The organism is Cryobacterium sp. TMB1-7 (genome assembly GCF_004402435.1).
GTDB lineage: Bacteria > Actinomycetota > Actinomycetes > Actinomycetales > Microbacteriaceae > Cryobacterium > Cryobacterium zongtaii.
Window position 1 is genome coordinate 70,591 of record NZ_SOFZ01000016.1, and the last position, 19,454, is coordinate 90,044.

General features: G+C 68.7%; 18 protein-coding genes. 7 read left to right on the forward strand and 11 right to left on the reverse strand.

The features are described from left to right. Positions 1-9 precede the first annotated feature (9 nt). Positions 10-468 carry a VOC family protein gene (locus tag E3O60_RS05725; RefSeq protein WP_134407997.1) on the forward strand — a complete coding sequence of 153 codons (459 nt, stop codon included), beginning with the start codon at positions 10-12 and terminating at the stop codon, positions 466-468. Between the two features lie 83 nt (positions 469-551). Next, positions 552-836 (forward strand): hypothetical protein, encoded by a 285-nt coding sequence (locus E3O60_RS05730; protein WP_088456858.1) that lies wholly within the window; start codon positions 552-554, stop codon positions 834-836. Positions 837-921: 85 nt separating this feature from the next. On the opposite strand, the gene E3O60_RS05735 is transcribed toward E3O60_RS05730, so the two are convergent. Continuing rightward, complete coding sequence (locus E3O60_RS05735; RefSeq protein ID WP_134407998.1) at positions 922-1,512, reverse strand: dihydrofolate reductase family protein; 591 nt, start codon at positions 1,510-1,512, stop codon at positions 922-924. A gap of 23 nt (positions 1,513-1,535) precedes the next feature. Continuing rightward, complete coding sequence (locus tag E3O60_RS05740; RefSeq protein WP_134497387.1) at positions 1,536-3,707, reverse strand: elongation factor G-like protein EF-G2; 2,172 nt, start codon at positions 3,705-3,707, stop codon at positions 1,536-1,538. Between the two features lie 176 nt (positions 3,708-3,883). Between E3O60_RS05740 and E3O60_RS05745 the strand changes: the two genes are divergently transcribed. Together E3O60_RS05745 and E3O60_RS05750 are read left to right on the forward strand one after the other, a co-directional pair. Then, on the forward strand, positions 3,884-4,216 hold the full coding sequence (locus E3O60_RS05745) for an ATP-dependent DNA ligase (protein ID WP_088456861.1): 333 nt from the start codon (positions 3,884-3,886) through the stop codon (positions 4,214-4,216). 47 nt (positions 4,217-4,263) lie between these two features. Further along, positions 4,264-4,911, forward strand: coding sequence for a cold shock and DUF1294 domain-containing protein (locus tag E3O60_RS05750; RefSeq protein ID WP_134480299.1), 648 nt, complete (start codon positions 4,264-4,266; stop codon positions 4,909-4,911). 16 nt (positions 4,912-4,927) lie between these two features. Here the strand turns inward: E3O60_RS05750 and E3O60_RS05755 are convergent, their stop codons facing one another. From E3O60_RS05755 to E3O60_RS05765, 3 genes are all read right to left on the reverse strand, one after another. Continuing rightward, entirely contained in the window at positions 4,928-5,686 is a 759-nt protein-coding gene (locus tag E3O60_RS05755) for an alpha/beta fold hydrolase (RefSeq protein WP_134497389.1), read from the reverse strand. Positions 5,687-5,703: 17 nt separating this feature from the next. After that, the gene (locus E3O60_RS05760; RefSeq protein ID WP_134497391.1) at positions 5,704-7,176 is read right to left on the reverse strand and encodes a peptide MFS transporter; all 1,473 of its coding nucleotides are present in this window, start codon (positions 7,174-7,176) and stop codon (positions 5,704-5,706) included. A gap of 106 nt (positions 7,177-7,282) precedes the next feature. Further along, on the reverse strand, positions 7,283-9,454 hold the full coding sequence (locus E3O60_RS05765) for a hypothetical protein (protein WP_134497393.1): 2,172 nt from the start codon (positions 9,452-9,454) through the stop codon (positions 7,283-7,285). A gap of 485 nt (positions 9,455-9,939) precedes the next feature. Here E3O60_RS05765 and E3O60_RS05770 point away from each other — a divergent pair, with 485 nt between their 5' ends. The 3 genes from E3O60_RS05770 (at position 9,940) to E3O60_RS05780 (ending at position 12,516) form a co-directional block, all read left to right on the forward strand. Beyond that, entirely contained in the window at positions 9,940-10,527 is a 588-nt protein-coding gene (locus E3O60_RS05770; protein ID WP_103461706.1) for a helix-turn-helix domain-containing protein, read from the forward strand. An 11-nt stretch (positions 10,528-10,538) separates the two neighbouring features. Beyond that, a complete protein-coding gene (locus E3O60_RS05775; RefSeq protein WP_134497395.1) occupies positions 10,539-11,828 on the forward strand; it encodes an MFS transporter in 1,290 nt (429 codons plus the stop codon). 328 nt (positions 11,829-12,156) lie between these two features. Beyond that, positions 12,157-12,516: a hypothetical protein gene (locus E3O60_RS05780; protein ID WP_134497397.1), complete on the forward strand. Its 360-nt coding sequence runs from the start codon at positions 12,157-12,159 to the stop codon at positions 12,514-12,516. Between the two features lie 119 nt (positions 12,517-12,635). On the opposite strand, the gene E3O60_RS05785 is transcribed toward E3O60_RS05780, so the two are convergent. The 6 genes from E3O60_RS05785 to E3O60_RS05810 form a co-directional block, all read right to left on the reverse strand. Next, positions 12,636-13,211, reverse strand: coding sequence for a heme-binding protein (locus E3O60_RS05785; RefSeq protein WP_134497399.1), 576 nt, complete (start codon positions 13,209-13,211; stop codon positions 12,636-12,638). 75 nt (positions 13,212-13,286) lie between these two features. Next, the gene (putP, locus tag E3O60_RS05790; protein WP_103430089.1) at positions 13,287-14,798 is read right to left on the reverse strand and encodes a sodium/proline symporter PutP; all 1,512 of its coding nucleotides are present in this window, start codon (positions 14,796-14,798) and stop codon (positions 13,287-13,289) included. A 147-nt stretch (positions 14,799-14,945) separates the two neighbouring features. Then, on the reverse strand, positions 14,946-16,247 hold the full coding sequence (locus E3O60_RS05795) for a glycosyltransferase (RefSeq protein WP_134497401.1): 1,302 nt from the start codon (positions 16,245-16,247) through the stop codon (positions 14,946-14,948). A gap of 50 nt (positions 16,248-16,297) precedes the next feature. Continuing rightward, positions 16,298-16,681 carry a PH domain-containing protein gene (locus E3O60_RS05800; protein WP_088456872.1) on the reverse strand — a complete coding sequence of 128 codons (384 nt, stop codon included), beginning with the start codon at positions 16,679-16,681 and terminating at the stop codon, positions 16,298-16,300. A gap of 593 nt (positions 16,682-17,274) precedes the next feature. Then, the gene (locus E3O60_RS05805; protein ID WP_134497403.1) at positions 17,275-18,594 is read right to left on the reverse strand and encodes a DUF1524 domain-containing protein; all 1,320 of its coding nucleotides are present in this window, start codon (positions 18,592-18,594) and stop codon (positions 17,275-17,277) included. A 44-nt stretch (positions 18,595-18,638) separates the two neighbouring features. Continuing rightward, positions 18,639-19,430 (reverse strand): nuclease-related domain-containing protein, encoded by a 792-nt coding sequence (locus tag E3O60_RS05810; protein WP_134497405.1) that lies wholly within the window; start codon positions 19,428-19,430, stop codon positions 18,639-18,641. Between the last annotated feature and the right edge of the window lie 24 nt (positions 19,431-19,454).

The window sequence follows — 19,454 nt, forward strand, 5'->3', positions numbered from 1 at the left end:
ATCCACAGCATGAGCGAACCCACGAACCCCAACCCGGCCCCGGTCCGGCAGCTGCGCCTCGTCGTCGAGACCGAGGACTTCGATGCCGCCCTCGCCTTCTACCGCGACGTGCTCGGGCTGCCAGTGTCGGAGTCCTACGAGGGCGAGGGCGACGCCCGGGTCGTGATCCTCAGCGCCGGGATCGCCACCCTCGAGCTGTCCAATCCCGCCCAGGTGCGGCTGATCGATCGGGTCGAGGCCGACGGCCAGCCCAGCCATCGACTCCGCGTCGCGTTCGAGGTGGACGACACCGCGGCGACCACCGACCGGCTCGTTGACGCCGGCGCGATTCTCACCGCCACGCCCCGCGAAACCCCGTGGCGCTCGATCAACTCGCGAATGGATGCGCCGGCCGGCCTCCAGATCACCCTCTTCCAGGAGCTCGACGCCGGGGAACACCCCTCCGGCGACAGCGACGTCCCGGCCTAGGAGCCCCACACGCCGGCCGCATCCGCGCTCACAGGGGAGGGACGGGGATTGCCCTCATCACGATTGCGGATGAAACTGCCCGTGTGGATGACACCAACTGCCCTCACCCCCTCAGTAAGCGCGATGCTGCCGCTCTCGTCGGCGTGCTGGCCAACCTCGAAGGGCTGGTCTGGATGGCCGGCCTCGACGATCATTCGGTGCAGACCCTTCTGCACCGTCTCGCAAGCGACGGCATCGCCGCGCCACTGAGCGAGGGCGCCGACCCTCGTTACAACGTGCGCCAGGCGCTCAACGACCTTAACCAACAGCTGCGCTACGCCCTGGGCGAGTACGACAGCCCGCACAGCTCGGCGCCGGTGCCTCGCTGAGAGAGTGCGGTTCGAGCGGGACTGGTCGCCGGGTTCGACAGGCGCAACCAACGGATGGGTCGAGCGCGCCACGGCGTTGCACGGCTCAGTGCACCACCCTGAGGACGTGGGTGACCAGCTCGTTCTCCACCGAGCTCACCTGTTCCAACCTCACGTCATCCAGTCCCTCCAGCAAGGGCTCGCCGGTGCCCTGCACCACCTGCGCGATATGCAGCCGCAATTCGTCGATCAGCCCGGCCGCGAGGTACTGCCGCACGGTGGACGCCCCGCCGGCGATGGCCACGCTCAACTCCCCCGCCGCGGCACGCGCCTGCTCCAAGGCCGATTCGATGCCGTCGGTGACAAACGTGAACGTCGTGCCTCCCGCCATGACCAGCGGTGCCCGCGGATAGTGCGTCAACACGAACACCGGCGCGTGGTACGGCGGCTCGTCGCCCCACCAGCCCGTCCATTCGTCGTCCCACTCCCCTCGGCCGGGACCGAACATGTTGCGGCCCATGATGTATGCACCCGCCTCCAGGATGGCCTCCATTTGGGCGGCATTCTCGGCAGGCTGCTCGAGCGCCCAGCGGTGCAGCCGCATTCCCCCTTCACCGAGCGGATTCTCCAGGCTCTGGTTGGGGCCGGCCGCGTAGCCGTCGGTGGAGACGGTGATATCGCAGGTCACTGGCGTCATGGTCGATCGCTCCGTTCGTTCGGTCACGCGCTCACGGTCGCCGGCACAACATTGTGCGGCACCGGGTCGTGCCGCAGGTAGCTGCGGCGGAAGAGACCGCTCCCCGCCGTCAAGGCCCGGAGCTCGATGGCATACCGTAACAGCTCGGCATCCGGGATCTCGGCGCTGATCTCGGTGCGCTCATCACCCACCGATGTGGTGCCGGTCATGTGGCCGCGGCGGGTGGACAGGTCGGTCATCACCGCGCCGACGGAGGCGTCGGGCACCCTGATCGTGACCGCCGAGACCGGTTCGAGCAGCTGGATCCGGGCCTCCGCGGCGGCCTCCCGCAGCGCCAACGCCCCGGCTGCCTGGAACGCCGCATCCGACGAATCGACGCTGTGCGTCTTGCCGCCCACCAGCGTCACCCGGATGTCCACAACGGGGAACCCGGCCGAGACGCCCTTCTCCATCTGCGCGCGAACGCCCTTCTCCACCGACCCGATGTAGTGCCCGGGGACCACGCCGCCGACGATCTTGTTCACGAACTCGAACCCCGCCCCGCGCTCCCGTGGTTCGACCTCGATCTCGCAGATGGCGTATTGGCCGTGGCCGCCGGACTGCTTCACGTACCTCCCCCGGGCGCCCGCCGGCGTGGCGAAGGTCTCCCGCAGCGGCGTGATCACGTCGACGGTCTCCAGCTTCACGCCCTGGCTGCGCAGCCGGTCCAGCACGACCTCGGCGTGCGCCTCGCCCATGCACCACAGCACCAGCTGGTGGGTCTCGGCGTTGCGCTCCACCCGCAGGGTCGGGTCGACGGCCACGATCTTGCCGAGGTTCTTGGCCAGCGCGTCGTCATCGCTGCGCGCCGCGCCGTGCACCGCCACCGGCATCAGCGGCTCCGGCATCTCCCACGCCTCGACCAGCAACGGCGCCTCCCGGTCGGACACGGTGTCCCCGGTCTCCGCGTCGGTCAGCCGGGTCAGCGCGCAGATGTCTCCCGCCACGCAATACGGCACCGGTCGCAGGATGGCGCCCAGCGGGGACTGCAGGTGGGTGACCCGTTCGTCACTGTCGTGGTCGTGATGGCCCCGGTCGGTGAGGCCAATGCCGCCGATGTGCACGATGGTGTCCTCCCGCAGCGTGCCGGAGAAAATGCGGACCAGGCAGACCCGGCCCAGAAACGAATCGATGGTGGTGCGCACGACCTCGCCCACCAGCGGCCCGTCCGGATCGCAGGTCAGCGGCCCCACCGGCCGGCCGTCCAGGTCCGTCACCGACGGCAGGGCACGCTCCATCGGCGAGGGGAACGCGCCGGTCAGCAGCTCCAGCAGTTCCGTCATGCCTACCCCGGTCTCGGCGGAGGTCGCCAGCACCGGATAGAAGCTGCCGCGCACCACGGCGATCTCCAGGTCGGCGGTGAGGGTGTGCAGGTCGATCTGGGCGCCGCCGAGATAGCGGTCCATCAGGGTTTCGTCTTCGCTCTCGGCGATGATCCCCTCGATCAGGGTGGCCCGGGCCGGCTCCGCGTCAACGCGTTCGGCCTCGGTGGCCGGCCGTTGGGTGGGCCCGGCGGTGCCCGCGCCGGAGTCCGAGACCGTGCCGGAGAGCAACCCCAGCAGCCCGGTGATGCTCCCGTCGGTGCGGATCGGCACGGCCAGCGGCAACACGGCGCCGAAGTTCTCCTGGCACGCCGCGAGCACCGCCTCGTACGCCGCCCGCGGGTGATCGATCCGGTTGATCACCACCGCCCGGGGCATCCCGATGCGCTCGCACTCCGCCCAGAGAGCGGTGGTGGCCGCGTCGACACCGTCAACGGCCGAGACCACGAACAGCGCCGCCTCCGCTGCCCGCAGCCCGGCACGCAGGTCGCCGACAAAATCGGCGTAGCCCGGGGTGTCGAGCAGGTTCACCTTCACCTCGCCGACCGTCAGCGGCAGCACCGACAGCGCCACGGATCGTTGCTGGTGGATCTCGGACGGGTCCGAGTCGCTCACCGTGCTGCCGCCCTCGATCGTGCCCATCCGGGTGAGGGCACCGGTGGCCGCGAGCAGCGCTTCGGCGAGCAGGGTCTTACCGGCGCCGGACCGACCGACCAGGGCGACGTTGCGGATTTTCTCCGGCCGATCTGCCGGAGGGCCCGACGACGTCGCGGCCTTGCGTTGTTCCGCGCCGCCCCGGCCCGTCCCCTTCGACGCATCCTGTTTTCCCGACATGAGCAACTCCCGACGTCGTCGTCCCAACTTTTCCTCACCGCTGCATCCAATTGACACCCAGACCTCACCAAACGGCAAGGGCCGACCGGCACGCTACCCCCTGTGCGCAACCCCCCAGCGATCCCGGCCTGCCAGGCATAGGGTCTCGCCAAGCACACCGTGAGGGAGGTCATCTGATGGGACATCTGGTCTACGACTCGAGCCTCAGAATCGACTTCAACGATCGGATGCTCGCCCATCTTCAGGTTGCCTTCGCGGTGAAGCTGCACTCGAACGAGAGTTTCCAGTTCTCCTGGCGACAGGACAGAGATGGCGACGGCGGTCGAGGTTCGATCTGGATCCACCCCCACATTTCAATCCTCTACAGGTTCACCGATCGATTGAAGCCAACGCTCAATCCCCGCTGGATCGAAGCTCTCGTGCGCTCCGCCGACACACCAGAGGGTATGTCCGCACTGCCCGAACCGAACGCGCTCACCACGGCTGCGGATCCGCCCGCCGCACCGTGAACCGCTGAGCGGGGCCATGGTGGCTCGGCGCCCGTTACGCTCGAGCCATGGGTTCCCGAACTGAACGAGTGCACGGCACCTTGACCGCGTGGGACGACGACCGCGGATTCGGCTTCATCACTCCCGCTCAGGGAACCGGCAAAACCTTCGTGCATATCAAGGCGTTCCCGGCCGGCCACACGCGGCCGCAACTCGGCGAGGCGCTCACCTTCGATATCGAGCAGTCGGCAGACGGCAAACGCCGTGCCGCACGGGTGCACCCGGCGGGCAAACGGATGCTGTCGTCGTCGGGTCGCACCCCCGCCCGGCGCACATCCCGCGCCGCACGGTACCTCCCGATCCTGTTCTTCGTGGCCGGCTACCTCGTCGTGAACACACTTTGGCCGATCCCCGTGTGGGTCGCCGGTCTCTACCTCGCCGCCAGCATCGTCTGCTTCTCCCTTTACGCGGTCGACAAGTCGGCGGCCACCGCGGGGCGCTGGCGCGTGTCGGAGACGACTCTTCTTCTGTGGGGCGTCATCGGCGGCTGGCCGGGCGCCATCGTCGCCCAGCAGACGCTGCGGCACAAGACCCAGAAGGCCAGTTTCCGGTCGGCGTTTCGGGGCAGCGTGATCGTCAACCTGATCGTCTTCTTGGTGTTCGCGACGCCGGCTTTCGCACTGTTCGTCGAGTGGACCCGACGCCCCCTGTTCTAGCGGCGGGTCTCCCGGCTCAGGCCGAGTGCGCGCGGCGCACCGCGGCGAAGGTGTCCGGCTTGTCGGGCCGGAGGAATTCGACGATGAGATCCCGGCACAGGTCCGGCTTCTCCACCAGCACACCGTGCGACGCGTGCGGCACCACCGCGAGCTCACCGGCGGGCAAGGCGCGGTAGAGCTCCACGATGTGCTCCAGCGCCATGTCGTCATCGTCGCCGACGAGCACGAGCACCGGCATCCGTATCGCGGCGAGGTCCGCCGTCGTCAGCGTCGGACCCTGTTGGTGCATCCGGGCCAGCTTCCCGGCCACGACGGCGTAATGCTCCCGGCCATCCGGTGAGACCTCGGCGTAGGCGTCGACCATGAATTCCGGCACGTCGGCATTCAGGGTGCCGGCGGGCCACCCCGCCAGCGAATAGACACCGGAGACGAACACCAGCTGCGACACCAGGTCGGGTCGCCGCAGAGCCACGAGCAGCGCCACGACGGCACCGTCGCTGTAGCCCAATAGCGGGGACGGGCCCGCGGTGTGCTGCTCCAGAAAGCGGATGCTGTCGTCCGCCATCCCCTCGAACGTCAGTGGGCCGTCGGCGTCGGGTGTGCGGCCGTGCCCCCGCCGGTCCGGCGCCAGCACTCGATACCGCTCGGCGAAACGCTCAATAATCGGGGCGAGCGCGCGCGCGTCGGTGCCGCCGGGATGCAGCATGGTGAACGCCGGGCCGGAGCCGAGCTCGATGAACTCCAGCTCCGCGGTTGGCGTCGGCGACGGCTCCATGGCACCCTCTCGGTCGGTTAGCGCACCCCGCCCATCAGCCGCAGGATCGGCCGGGCGAACAGCGCCAGGATAATCCCGAGCCCAATGGCGATGCCACCGAGCACCCCGAAGTACAGGTGTTCGGGGGCCACCGCGTACCACTCGGCCAGCAGACCGGAAATGGCGGTGCCGAGGGCGACCGACAGGAAGAACAGCGCGACCATCTGGGTTTTGAACAGTTCGGGCGCGAGCTTCGTGGAGACGGACAGCCCGACGGGTGAGAGCAGCAGTTCCGCGACGGTGAAGACCAGCAGGATGCCGACCATTGCCAGCAACGGGGTCGAGTTGGCTGCGCCCCCGGCGAACGGCAGGAAGAAAAGGAACCCCACGCCCATGATCGCGGTGCCGAAGGCGAATTTCACCGGCGTGGACGGCTGCTTCGAGCCCCACTTGGTCCACAGCGCAGCGAACACACCCGACAGCACGATGATGAAGACCGGGTTGATCGACTGCACCCACGACACCGGCATCTCCCAGCCGAAGAACACGCGGTCTAGCCGCAGGTCCGAGTAGAGCGTCACGACGGTGAACTGCTGCTGGTAGAGCGACCAGAACGCCACACTCGCCACGAACAGCGGGATGAACGCGTACACGCGCTTCCGTTCCACCGTGGTGATGTTCCGGTTGGTGAGAATCACGACGAAGTACGACACGGATGCGACGATCGTCACGCCGATGACGATGGTCACCAGGTTCGAGGCGGTGATGATCCCCATGAGCACCAGCACCACGATGAGCACGATGAACGCGGCCGCGATCATCGCGTACGGCAGGTACTTGCTGCGCGGCAACGGGTCGGGCACCTCGCGGGAGGAGTCGGGCAGGCGCTTGCGCCCGAACGAGTACTGGGTCAGACCGATCGCCATTCCCACGGCGGCCAGACCGAATCCGTAGTGGAAGCCGATGGTTGACTGCAGCAGTCCGGTAAGGATCGGGCCGAAGAACGCGCCCAGGTTGATGCCGAGGTAGAACAGGGAGAAACCGGCGTCGCGGCGGGGATCGTCCTTGCGGTACAGCGTGCCGACCACGGAGGTCGCGTTGGCCTTGAGACCACCGCTGCCGAGCGCGATCAGGATCAGGCCGACGATGACTCCGGCGACGCCCGGGATCAGGGCCAGGGCGATGTGCCCGACCATGATGACGACCGCACTGACGTAGAGCACCCGTTCGGAGCCGGCCAGCCGGTCGGCGATCCAGGCGCCCAGGATGGTGGAGAGGTAAACCGCTCCGCCGTACGCCCCGACGATGCCCGCGGCCGTGGCCTGCGGGATATCGAGGCCGCCCTCCGCCGCCGAGTAGTACAAATAGAGCAGCAGGATGCCCTGCATCCCGTAGAACGAGAAGCGTTCCCACATCTCGACACCGAAAATGCTGGCCAGCGCCCGAGGCTGACCAAAGAACCGATGGTCGTCCTGTGGGGTGCCTGCAGCTGACTCCGCAATGTTTGTCATTGTTCCGACGATACTACGGAGGCGGAACTCCGAATACCGTGGGTCGGCTGACGCGGGCGGCATCGGCTATGGCGCTCCGCGGCATCCGTGGTGTCGAATTCGCGAGTCATCGAGCCTCGAACCACACCTGGGTGAACCCGCCGGCGGCGATGAACACCGTGCCGCCGCGCTTGTCGCCCTTGCCCTTGTGCGCGTCGGGGATCGGCTGGCCGGCGGCGTCGAAGGCCTGCTGCACCAGCTGCTGCCCGCGCGGCACGTCGATGCGGCGCTTCGTGTCAGCGACGTCGGCGCTCACGAACAGCGTCGAGTAGCCGTCCGGCCCGGTCACCGCGACCGTGGAGATCAGCGGCTGGATCAGCAGCGCGTCCAGCTGCACCGAAGCATCCGTCGTGCCGACGACCTCGCTGGCCTTGCCCGGCAGGGTGTTGGCCAGGGGCAGCGGCAGTAGCTGGCCGGGCACCTCGGTGACGCCTTGCTCGCCGGCGCCGCCGTTGGCTGTGCTGCCCAACAGCGGGGCCTTGCCCTTGCCCGGCCGCTTGCTGCCGACGGTCCACGTGGTCGTGCCAGCGGGGTCGACGACCTGGTTCACGATCGGGTGCACCCGGCGCGCCTGGTCGTCGGTCGGGACGGTGATGCGCAGGGTGCCTCCCGCCGCCAGGTCCACGTAGGCGCCGCCGGACCAGTTGGCCTCACCGGTCCAGGCCGAGGCCGGGGTGGTCACGGTGCCGCCGGTGATCGTCCCGGACTCGGCCTCCACCACACTGAGCCCGTCGGTGGCCACCGTGGCGGTGATTCCCAGGGCCGCGGCCTTGAGGTCGGGGTTGGCGTCCAGGGTGAGCATCGAGAACAGCGCGTGGATGGTCGACTCGGCGCCGGAGTTGGGGTTCACCCCGCCGTCCGGCTCGATGCCGTCGATGGCGGTGCCCGTGGCCGGGTCGTACGCCGGCAGGCCACTGGGGTTCGCGCCGAAGTACCAGCCGGCGGTGATCGCGGCGAGGTTCAGCAGCCCGGGGGCATCGGCGGCCTCAGCGGTGGCCACCAGGCTCTGCAGCCGGGAATCGACGCCGTAGGCGATCTGCGCCTCGCCGGGGGTCGGCGACCAGGCGTTGTCAGGTCCGCCCGCGGCGAGCAGCTGCGGGGTGAACTGTGCGGTGTCCTGAACCGCGGCCGCGAGCAGGGTCGGGTCGTCGAGCACCCCGGATGCCGTCGCCACGGCCGCCGGGGCCAGCCCGCCCCAGGCGTGCCACAGGCTGGGCGACTTCGTCCACGGCATGATCGCGCCGAACGGCCAGTCGCCGCTGGCGCCCTCATCCGTCGACATCGCCGCGATGCCCTCGCTCAGCTGGCTGAGCGCGGTTTCGGCCACGGCCACGGTGGGGCCGGCGGGCTCGGCCTGCAGGTAGGCGGCGAGGCCGAGCACGGCCTCGGCCGACGCATCCGCGCCGTCGGCGATCAGCCAGGCCGGCACCGGGTCGCCGTCGGCGACGTCGTAGCTGGGGTAGTCGCCGAGCGACCCGGCGTTGAGCGCGGCCAGGCTGAGGTTGAGCCGCTCCTCGAGGAACGCGGCGAACTCCGGGTCCTCGTCGGCGAACGCGGCGTAGCCCTCACCGAGCGCCCACACCGTGCGGGCCAGCCAGTAGGACTCGTCCGAGTCGCTCGGGTCGGGCAGCTCGACGGGCTTGGCGCTGGGGTTCAGGGTGCCGTCCACCTGCTGCCAGAGCACCACGTTGCCGGCGTTGGGTCCCTCGGTGGTCTGCAAGTAGGTGAGCGAGCGCAGGGTCTGGAAGGCGTGGTCCCGGCTCGTCGTGTCGCCGGTCTGTTGCCAATGCCGCAGGTACACCACGGCAGCGCGGGAGGTGTCGTCGGCGTTGAACGCGCCCTGGCTGTAGTAGCCGGTGGCCGGGTCGAGGACACCGCCGCCGATCGGGCTGTAACTGCCGTCGTCGTTCTTGTCGGCATAGGTCCAGGGTGCCTCGACCACCGGGGTCTCCGCGGCCTGGTAGGTGGTGTGCCCGGCGATCACCGGCAGGGGCACCTCGGCGAGCAGGAAGTTGAGGTGGCTGAGGTTGGTGAGCGGGGCGGATGCTTCGGCGGCCGGGAGAGCCGCCGGAGTGCTTTTTGTGGTGGTGCCGCTAGTGGCGGTGGCCGCCGACGCTGGCACGGCGGCCAGGGCGCCGGTGCCGACGAGGGCGACCGACAGGGTGGCGGCCAGGGCGAAACGGCCCGGCCGTGAGTGAGCGGATGAACAGGAGCTTGATCGAACATCGTTGTACGTCATTCGTCAACTAAACCGGTTAAGTTCTGCCGCGTCAAGAGTTATCCTCAGTTCTCTCCACAGGTCCGTCCGCCCTCCACCTCGTCAGTTACGCCTCGGCACCAAGGCCGGCCGGGGTCGATACGAGCGGGTGGAGCGTGGGCCCGGAAAGTCTGGAACGGGCCGGAGGCCAAGAAGGGTCGCGCCCACCTGCAGAAGCTGGCCACACACAACGCGAAGAAGATCGACAAGGCGCTGCACCACTAGACGCTCCCCCAGGCTGTCCTTTTGGGCCCGACTCCCCCGCGGCCGCGCCAGAGTCATGCGCCAGCCAAGGCATGCGGGTCATACGCCGTTATGCGGGTGGCGTGCCACCCGCATAACGGCGCTTGACCCGCAGACTTCGGGATGCGCGTCCGGCACCGCAGCGCCCCCACCGATACCTCTCACCCTGCCGAGAATGCACAACGAGTGTTGCGCAATGATCGTTGTTCTTATATCGTCGGGGCATGACTCCCCGCGATACCCGCCGAACCACGCTCACGTCGGCCGCCTCGATGCGGGTGCTCGCGCATCCGACCCGCCTGCGTCTGCTGGGACTGCTGCGCGAACTCGGACCGCAGACCGCGGCGCAGCTCGGCGACATCGTGGACGAGGCCCCGGGCACCATCAGTTACCACCTCGGCAAGCTGGCCTCCATCGCGTTGATCGAGCCCGCCGAGGCGCAGAGCAGCGACCAGCGCGAACACTGGTGGCAGGCCACCACCGCGCTCACCAGCTGGGAGCCCGCCGATCTGCTCGACGATCCCGACCAGCTCGCCGCCTCGGCGAGCCTGCAGAAGTCGATTGCCCAGGCCTACGCCGCCCGGTACACCGACTACATCGACGCAACACCGAACCTCCCCCGCGACTGGGTCGGCGCCGCCGCCAGCGGTGACCGCAGCCTGCGCCTGACCGTCGAGGAGCTCACCGCCATGCGCGCCGAACTCGAGGCGCTCGTGGACCGCTGGGTCGAGACCGGGGCCGCCCACGACCCCGCCGGAAGCGACGGCGCCGAACCCGTGGTGCTGGTCTACCAGGCCTACCGCCGACCCTGACCGGCCCACCGATGACCACACCCACCACGGAGGCGCGCCCCCGCGACCGCCGCGCCACCGGTTCCCTCACCGCGCTGCTCACCGCGCACGCCATCTCCCAAACGGGCAACGTCGTGACCGCGTTCGCCATCCCCTTTTACGTGCTCGGCCTCGGCGGCTCCGGGGTCGAGGTGGGCGTCGCCGCGTTCTTCGCCACCGCCCCAGTGGTGATCGGCGGCGCGCTCGGAGGGGTCGTCGTCGACAGGGTCGGCCACCGCCGCGCGGCCATCGTCGCCGACCTGGTCAGCGGAGCGACCGTGCTGACCATCCCGGTGCTCGCCCTCACCGTCGGCCTGCCGTTCTGGGCACTCCTCTTATTGGTGTTCGCCGGCGGCCTGCTGGACACCCCCGGGCAGACCGCCCGGCGGGTGATGTTGCCGAGCCTGACCGCCCGGGCAGGAGTACGCCTCGAGCAGAGCGTCGGCCTGCTCGACGGCTCGGAACGCTTCGCGAGGCTGATCGGCGCCTCCATCGCCGGCCTGCTCGTCGCGCTGGTGGGGCCGATGGCGGCCCTGTTCGTCAACGCCGCCACCTTCGCGGTCTCGGCGCTGCTCACCTGGGCGTTCGTGGCCGTTCTGCCTGCCGACTCCCTCAAGCCCGCGGCCGTCGACCGCTCCGACGCGCCCCGAACCAGCTACTGGGCCGACCTCGCCGAGGGATTCCGGTTTGTCATGCACGACCCGCTGATGCGGCTGATTGTGGGCCTGGTTCTCATCACGAACCTGTTCGACGCGGCCCGCGGTGCGACCCTGCTGCCCCTCTACGCGAACGATCGCCTGGGCGGCGCGGCCGTGCTGGGTCTGCTGGTGGCGGTCATGGGCGGATGCGCCCTGGTCGGCAACGTCGTCTTCGGTTTCGTCGCCCACCGCGTTCCTCGCCGGCTGACGTTTGCGGCGTGCTTCGCCCTGGCCGGCGGGCCCTCGAGCGCAGCCTTCGCCCTCGGCGCTCCACTGCCCGTGCTCGTCGCCATGACCGCCCTGTCCGGCCTGGCCGCCGGGGCGATCAACCCGATCCTGGGCACGGTGGAGCTCGAACGTGTTCCCCCGCACATGCGCGGCCGGGTGTTCGGCATGATCAACGCCGGCGCCTGGGCGGGGGTGCCGTTCGGTGCCCTGCTCGGCGGTATCGCCGCCGACACCATCGGCCTCGCGGCATCCTTCGGCATCATCGCCGTCGCCTACACTCTCGTCACGCTGAGCCCGCTCACCGGTGGCGCCTGGCGCCAGATGGAGCGGCAGCCGGCGCCGACGACCGACACCTGATCCACCGCGGCTGCCCGTGGCTGCCCGCGGCTGCCCTGATGTCGCGCCAGCGGCGCTATGCGGGTGCAGCGCCGCTATGCGGGTGGCGCGCCACCCGCATACCGGCGCCTCGCCCGCACAACGACATCGAGCCAGCCCAGACCGTCCCCGAGCTCGCGCGTTGGCCCAACCACGTCGTTGATCTGCATCGGCCCAGCCCACCTGGCCCCCGGCACGATGGCCGCCGCGCTAGGGTTCGTGCCGACGTCCTCGACAGTCCCTCAGGTGGGCCACCTTAGGCTGAGCCCATGCAGAGCAACGCCGTCATCGTGCCCCGGGACCAGAGCTGGTGATCGCCGACAGCCAAGCGACACGCAGCCGTCGACTATTCATCACCGGGGTCATCCTGATCGACCTGATCGCGGTCACCATCGCCTTCTGGCCCGTGCTTGTTCTCGGCTTGGGGCTCCAGGCGATCGGCGACGCCAACGGCTGGTGGCCGGGCGATCCCAATTCGAACGATGGTGAAGAGGTCTTCGCCACTATCGTCGGAGCGGTCGGTCTGCTGATCGTGCTGGTGGCGGCGGCGGTTCCAGTGGCACTTCTCGCGCGGCGGCAGCGGCAACCGGTGTTCCGCTCGACCGCGCGCAACACGCTCTACCTTCTGGGCGTCTGCCTCGTGGTCGGCATCCTGCTCGTCATCTTCTGACGGGGGCCGCTGAGACCGAGGGACGAACGATTAAGAGGAGATAGGTCGCAAAATAGGATGCTGCGCCCGATTCCGTCCTAATAGAGTCACTGTTTCCTCTTTTCGAGGTGCCGGCCGGCTCAGGATGCGTTGACGTTGATCAGCACCTCGTTGCGCCGCAGAAACGCGGGCTTGAACGGTGGATCGTAGCGGGCGAATCGCGGCTGACCGACCGGGGTGAGCCCGGCGGCCGAGATGGCCTGCCGCAGTTCGTCGAGGTGCCGCGTGTAGCTGCCCTGGGTCCAGCGCCCGCGGTAACGGATGACGGCCACAAGTGCCTCAGGCACGGCACGCAGGTGCACCTCGGGATTGGTCGGGCGCGGGGCGCTGTCGATGGTGAGGCTCGCCGGCAGAACGAACGCCACCCGGTAGCCGCCGTCCGCGGCATCCTCGGCTGCGACAGACTGCTGCACCACCGGGGCTGTCATAGCAATCCGTGATCCGGCGGCATCCTGCACCACCGGCGCCGTCATCGCCACCTTGGTGCGGGAGACGTTCTCTCCGCTGATGTAGGCGAACAGAGAACGAAAGGCCCGGTTGCCGGCCTCGTCGAACGGCCCACCGACCACGATCTCGGCCAGCACATGGCCGGGATAGCGGCGCACCTCGAAGTCGTCGTAACTCTGCACACGGTCGTACGGCTGCTTTTCGGTCACACCCCCACGCTACAACGCACCCCGCCCGCGACCATGATCGGTCGGGGCGGGGTGCGAACGAAAGCAGTGCGAGAACTAGACGGCGGCCGGAGCAGCTTCCGGCTTCGTGTAGTTGTGGTGGGCCTGCGCCACGGCTTCGTCGAACTCCGCCTCAATCTCCATCGACGGCTTGTAGGTGGCCAGCGAGACCACCACAGTCACCAGCAGGCTCGCGAGGAAGCCCGGCACGATCTCATACATCGTGGCGCTCAGCTCGGAGTTGCCCCAGACGAACACGACCACAGCACCGGTGACCATGCCCGCCAGGGCACCCCAGGTGGAGAGCTTCTTCCAGTACAGCGAGAGCAGCACCACGGGGCCGAACGCCGCACCGAAACCGGCCCAGGCGAAGCCGACCAGTTCCAGGATGGTCGAATCCCGGTTCAGCGCGATCAGCCCGGCGACGAGGGCCACCAGCAGCACACCCAGACGGCCGAGCATGACCAGCTGCTTGGGCGTCGCATCCTTCTTGCCCACGATCTTGTACAGGTCCTCGACCAGGGCCGAGGAGCAGACGATCAGCTGCGACGAGATGGTGCTCATGATCGCGGCCAGCACCGCCGCGAGCACCAGACCGGCGACGAACGGGTGGAACAGGATCTGCGAGAGCAGCAGGAACACGGTTTCCGGGTTGTCCAGGGTGACGTCGGGGTTCTGCTGGAAGTAGGCGATGCCGATCAGCGCCGTGGCCAGGGCGCCGAGGGCGGTGAGGATCATCCAGCCGATGCCGATCCGGCGGCCGGCTTTGGCGTCCTGCGGGCTTCGCAGCGCCATGAACCGCACGAGGATGTGCGGTTGGCCGACGTAGCCCAGGCCCCACGCGGCGGCGGAGATGACGCCGAGCACGGATCCGCCGGCGGTCAGCGAGAGCAGGTCGGGGTTGACCTCGCGGATGGAGTCGATGGTGGCACCGATGCCGCCGGTGGCGGAGAGGGCCACCACGGGCACCACGATCAGTGCGGCGAGCATCAGCAGGCCCTGCGCGACGTCGGTGAGGGTGGCGCCGAGGAAGCCGCCGAAGAGGGTGTAGAGCAGGGTGACGCCGGCGACGATGAGCATCCCGGCCAGGAAGGTGGAGCCGAACGAGTTCTCGAAGAACACCCCGCCGGCGACCATGCCGGAGGACACGTAGAACGTGAAGAACACCAGAATGATCACACCGGAGACCACGCGCAGCAGCCGCGAGGTGTCCTTGAGCCGGTTCTCGAAGAAGCTCGGGATGGTGATGGAGTTGTTGGACACGTGGGTGTACGAGCGCAGCCGCGGGGCCACGAACTTCCAGTTCAGCCAGGCGCCGATGGTGAGGCCGATCGCGATCCACGCCTCCACCAGACCGGACACGTAAATGGCGCCGGGCAGGCCGAGCAGCAGCCAACCGGACATGTCGGATGCGCCGGCGCTGAGCGCCGCGGTGCCGGGCTTCAGGCCGCGGCCGGCGAGCATGTAGTCGTCCAGATCCTTCGTTTGCCGAAAGGCAAACCAGCCGATCGCGAGCATCCCGGCGAAGTACAGCACAATCGCCGCCAACTGAAAAGTTTGATCCGTCATTGGAGTTCCTTTTGTTCGGATGCCCGGCCTGCGGGCATTCGGATGCCGCAAGCGGGCACGAGAAGTCGTCAAGTTTCACACACAAACGAGTTTCTGTGAAGTCGCACAGCCCGAACGGCGTCGCCACGGGGTCGTTCACCGGCTCGGTTACCGCGTGGACGGATTGGTCCGTCCGGTCGCCGGAATCAGGGTCTCGAGCTCGTCGAGCAGGGCAGTGCCGGCGGCGTCGTGCCGGATCGCCTGGCCCAGCGCCTCGGCGGCCTGTCGGTAGTCGTCGGTGCCGAGCACCGTGGTCACGCCCCGGGCGATGCGCGGTGCCGGTGCGCGCCGCGACACCGCCACTCCGGCGCCGCGAGCCGTGACCCGGGCGGCGTTGTCGGCCTGGTCGCGGCCGTGGTGCAGTATCACCAGGGGCAGTCCCGCCGCGAGCGCCTTGATGACGGTGCCGTGGCCACCGTGGGTGACAACGAGGCTGGCGTGGCGCATCACCTCGCGGTGCGGCGCCGAATCCACCACCGTGACATTCGCCGGCGCCCGTAGCGCGTCGGCGGGAACCGTGGGCCCCGTGGTCACCAGCCCCCGCACGGGCAGGCTGCCGAGCGCGTCGACGACCCGTTGCAGGCAGTCCACCTGATTCTGGAACGTGGAGGACATCGCGACCAGGACCAGCGGATGGTCACCGGCCGGCGCGGTCCATTCCTCCTCGGCCGCCCAGGCCGGATCGTCCAGAATCGGCCCCACATAGCGGGCGTTGTACGGCAGTGTCGCCGGGAAGTCGAACGCCCGAGAGGTGAGCACGAGCTGACGTCGGGCGTGGTGGATCTGGTCCCACATGTGCGCGACCGGGCCGAGACCGTAGTCGGCCCGCACCGCGTTGATCTTCTCCAGCGCGTACCGGTCGATCATCCGGGCGCCCACGGCGGTCATGGTCTCATCTCGCAGCCGCCCGAGCGGTCCGTGCACGGGCGACAGGCCGGACCCGAACGGCGGCATGCCCGTGGCCGGCAACGGGTAGGAGTTGGGGAGCAGCACATCGAACGGGCATCCGTAGGCCTCGGCGGCGATCATGGCACCGAGCGCGAAGGAGGAGGTGACCAGCAGGTCCGGCCGCACGGCGTCCAGAGCCGCCGTCGTGTCCCGGGCCTGGGCCGGGGCCGGACCGGTGAACATGTAGTCGGCGATCCCCCGGGCGAGGCTCGTCGGGGAGCGCAACTCATAGTCGCGAAACGCCTCGGCCGGGCTCCACAGGCAGGGCACGAACATCGCGCCGGTTTTGCGCACCTGGTCCGCCAGCGACTCGTCCGCGAGCACGGTGACCCGGTGCCCCCGGTCGACCAGCCGGCGTGCGACACCGAGCTCGGGAGGAACGGTGCCACCGCCGTCGGTGAGGGCGAACAGGTAGGTGCGCGGTGTGACGGTGGTCTCGGAGGTCGACGCGACGCCGGTCATGCCGGTGATAGTACGCCGATTGCCGGTTCCGGCGACGACCGCGCCGGTTTCTAGACGACCGCCAGCTCGGCGCCGAGCACGGCGTGGGTGATGAGGCGGTCCAGCGCTCGCACGTCGACGGCCTTGCCCACCTTGATCTTGATGTGACCGGCGCGCGTCCACAACTCGATTTCCCCGTTCATGTCGAGCGAGCCGGCGTTCTCCGACGACCACATGTTCACGCTGGAGTACGGCAGCGAGTACATCTCGACCTTCTTGCCGGTGATCCCCTGAGCATCCCGCACGATAAGACGCTTGGTCGTGAACACCGCGCTGTCCCGGAACGTCTTGTACGCGGCGACCGCCTTCTCCCCCGGAACAAGCATGGGTTCAACGTCGGCCGGGATCGGAACCTCGGAGACAAAAGTCCAGGCGGTGATTGCAGCGGTATCCATGGGAGTCCTTTGGGTCAGGTTCACCGCGTCTAAACGGATGCGGCACGGCCAATCTATTGCTCGTCGGCCACGAGCTCGGGCAGCGGCAGACCCCCATAGCGGGGCTTCGATCTCCGAGGGTTCCCGCTCGTCGGAGAAGGCATACCGGGCGATCTCGACCCAGGGCCGTGTCAGTGCTGGTCGCTACCCTCAGCACATGACAAATTGTGGAACCTGTAACCAAGCAGTCGACCAAGCCGCTCACCGGGACGCACACAACCCGAAGGCGTGTGCTCAGTGCGAGCAGGTCCTCCCTATCGAGCGGTTCGCCGTGCATCCGTCGGCCGGCGACGGCAGGGCCCGCCGGTGTCGCACCTGCGCTGGTGCGACCCGGGGGAGTCAGGCTCGTCAGCGTGTCGAGTACAGCGACAAGGACCGCAAGTCTCGGAACGACCGCCTACGGCAGCACGGCTACCGGTGGGTTCTCCTTGACCCGGAGGGGCAGGTCGTGGACCCCGAAACCGCGGTTACTCGTATCGACCAGGCCGAAAACGACGATGGTGGGGACGAGTACTACGGGCCCTTCTGATACAGGAGACGAGTAGCCCTCCAGGTTAGGTATCGCAGCCGATGCCGTCTTTGTCCCGGTCTAGATGACTGGCATAGCCTGGGGTTCCGGCGTAGATCGGTGCGGCACCGGCAGCGCGCACGGCGTCGCAGTTCTTGTAATAGACCTCCACCGCGGGCGCGGGCTCGACGGGTTCGGGTGCGACGGGTGCGGGTTCCGGTGCCTCCGGCTCGGGCTCCGGGGCCGGTTCGACAACCGGCGCGACCACCGGCTCGGGGGCCACTACGACCGGCGGCGCGGGCAACGGAGCGAATGACGAGGTGACCGCCATTTCGCCGCTGCAGGAGCTGAGAACCGTGGCGATCGCGTTGCGCTCGGCCTGGGTCACCCACAGCCCATAGGTCGCCTTCACCGACACCTGGCGTGCGACGTAGCCACAGCGGAACGACTTGTTCGACGGCAGCCAGGTCGCGGTATCACCGTCGCCCTTCTGGGCGTTCGAGCGGCCGTCCACGGCGAGCAGGTTGATCGGGTCGTTGGCCAGCGAGACGCGCTGCGCCTGCGTCAGCTGCTGGGCGCCGGTCTGCCAGGCGTTCGACAGCGAGACGACGTGATCGATCTGCACCAGCGCGGAGGTGTCCTGTCCGCGCACGAACGCGACGCGGGCGGCGGTGAACGGGGACACCAGACTGCCGGCGAGCACTTTGCAGGTGCCCGCCTTGGTGACCTCGGTCAGGTCGCGAGCGAGGATGTCGTTGCGGGTGTCGCATCCGTTGCGGTCGACGTCGAGCCACGCCGTACCGAACATCCCAGTGCGGTCGTAGCCGGTCTTCGCGGCCTTGCCCTTCACCGGCACGGTGGCCAGCAGCGCCAGTGCCGTCGTGTTGGTCACGCCGGTGTCGGCCACGACGACCGCCGCATCCTCATCGGGCGCGACGACGGTTGCCGGGTCCGCGGGCGATTCCTCGGTGAAGGATGCCGCAGGGGTCGGCGTGGGCGTGCTGCTGGGCTTTGCACTGGGCGTCGCGCTCGTGGTCGGCGATTCTGCGACGACGTTATCGGGGACTCCGACAGCCGCGCCGACGATTCCACCGGACATGACCGCGACCAGACTCGCGGCGAGAGCAACAGCGCCCATCTTGCGTGTCGGGATCAACGCCCACGACCGCCGTCCGGTCACGATCACGTACAGCGCGGTCACGATTCCGGCGAGGCCGAGGAAGATGAGGAAACCGGAGACTCCGGCCGATGTCGCCGCGAACGCCACCACGAGGAGCACCACTGCGCCGACAATCCAGGTGCTGACGGTGGGCGTTAACCCGCCGCGCCGTCGCGGCGGCTTGGCGGGTCGTGTTGGTGCGGGCATGGCGTCCTTTCGAGTGGCCGATCTGGCCAAGAGTGAGGGGGGTGTCAGGTGCGATTCGTCATCGCGGTGAGGAAGGCGATGACCACGGCGGAGCCCGCCAGCCAGCGCAGCCCCGCCATCAGACGCCGCCGCAGGTCCGCCGCCCGAACGGCGCCGTCCAGCTCGGTGAACCTCGCCATCGGGTTGTCGATCGGCGGCAGCGGCGGCGTCGGCCAGGTGCCCGGTTCCTGGATGATCGCGGTGAGCGCGGCCACCTGCAGCCCGGTCAGCACCGGCGGGCGTTTCTGCAGCCACAGGATCAGCTGCCGGGCGCTGAGCACCGTGGTCTGTTGTGGCTTCGTCTTGATCCTCAGCTGTCGGGGGTCCAGGATCGCCACCACGGGCAGCGCGGCCGGCAGCTCCGGCATCCGTTGTCGCAACAGGGTGGTCACGCGTTTGGCTTCGAAGTCGGCATTGCGGATGTGGGGCTGCTTGTGCCCAGACACCATCAGGGTCTGACCGCCCACCCACACGTTCTTGCCGGAGTGGTTCTTGGTGTTGATCGTGATGATGCCGCCGGGGCCGACCACGAGGTGATCGATATCCGCGCCCTTCTTGCCGATCGGCAGGGCGTGGAACACGGCCCAGTCGCTGGGCAGGGTGGCCAGCATCCGGCCCACCGCGATCTCCCCCAGCGCTCCGCGGTACCAAGCGACGCTGTCGGGCGACAACGGGGAATCGCCGAGGAGGCGGCCGAGCCAGTTGCGCTGCGGCACGCCCTCTTGCTGCCGCAGCAGCGTCTCTATCACGGATTGCGCGGCCACCTGATGGCGCACGGTTGTTCCCACATTTGACATGAATCCCCCAGTACGGAACCCAAC

Coding starts and splice junctions, on each gene's coding strand:
- E3O60_RS05765 (WP_134497393.1), bottom strand. CDS start 9,454: ATGACGTACAACGATGTTCGATCAAGCTCCTGTTCATCCGCTCACTCA.
- E3O60_RS05755 (WP_134497389.1), bottom strand. CDS start 5,686: ATGGAGCCGTCGCCGACGCCAACCGCGGAGCTGGAGTTCATCGAGCTC.
- E3O60_RS05800 (WP_088456872.1), bottom strand. CDS start 16,681: ATGGATACCGCTGCAATCACCGCCTGGACTTTTGTCTCCGAGGTTCCG.
- E3O60_RS05735 (WP_134407998.1), bottom strand. CDS start 1,512: ATGACGCCAGTGACCTGCGATATCACCGTCTCCACCGACGGCTACGCG.
- putP (WP_103430089.1), bottom strand. CDS start 14,798: ATGACGGATCAAACTTTTCAGTTGGCGGCGATTGTGCTGTACTTCGCC.
- E3O60_RS05740 (WP_134497387.1), bottom strand. CDS start 3,707: ATGTCGGGAAAACAGGATGCGTCGAAGGGGACGGGCCGGGGCGGCGCG.
- E3O60_RS05810 (WP_134497405.1), bottom strand. CDS start 19,430: ATGTCAAATGTGGGAACAACCGTGCGCCATCAGGTGGCCGCGCAATCC.
- E3O60_RS05725 (WP_134407997.1), top strand. CDS start 10: ATGAGCGAACCCACGAACCCCAACCCGGCCCCGGTCCGGCAGCTGCGC.
- E3O60_RS05745 (WP_088456861.1), top strand. CDS start 3,884: ATGGGACATCTGGTCTACGACTCGAGCCTCAGAATCGACTTCAACGAT.
- E3O60_RS05750 (WP_134480299.1), top strand. CDS start 4,264: ATGGGTTCCCGAACTGAACGAGTGCACGGCACCTTGACCGCGTGGGAC.
- E3O60_RS05795 (WP_134497401.1), bottom strand. CDS start 16,247: ATGACCGGCGTCGCGTCGACCTCCGAGACCACCGTCACACCGCGCACC.
- E3O60_RS05760 (WP_134497391.1), bottom strand. CDS start 7,176: ATGACAAACATTGCGGAGTCAGCTGCAGGCACCCCACAGGACGACCAT.
- E3O60_RS05770 (WP_103461706.1), top strand. CDS start 9,940: ATGACTCCCCGCGATACCCGCCGAACCACGCTCACGTCGGCCGCCTCG.
- E3O60_RS05775 (WP_134497395.1), top strand. CDS start 10,539: ATGACCACACCCACCACGGAGGCGCGCCCCCGCGACCGCCGCGCCACC.
- E3O60_RS05805 (WP_134497403.1), bottom strand. CDS start 18,594: ATGCCCGCACCAACACGACCCGCCAAGCCGCCGCGACGGCGCGGCGGG.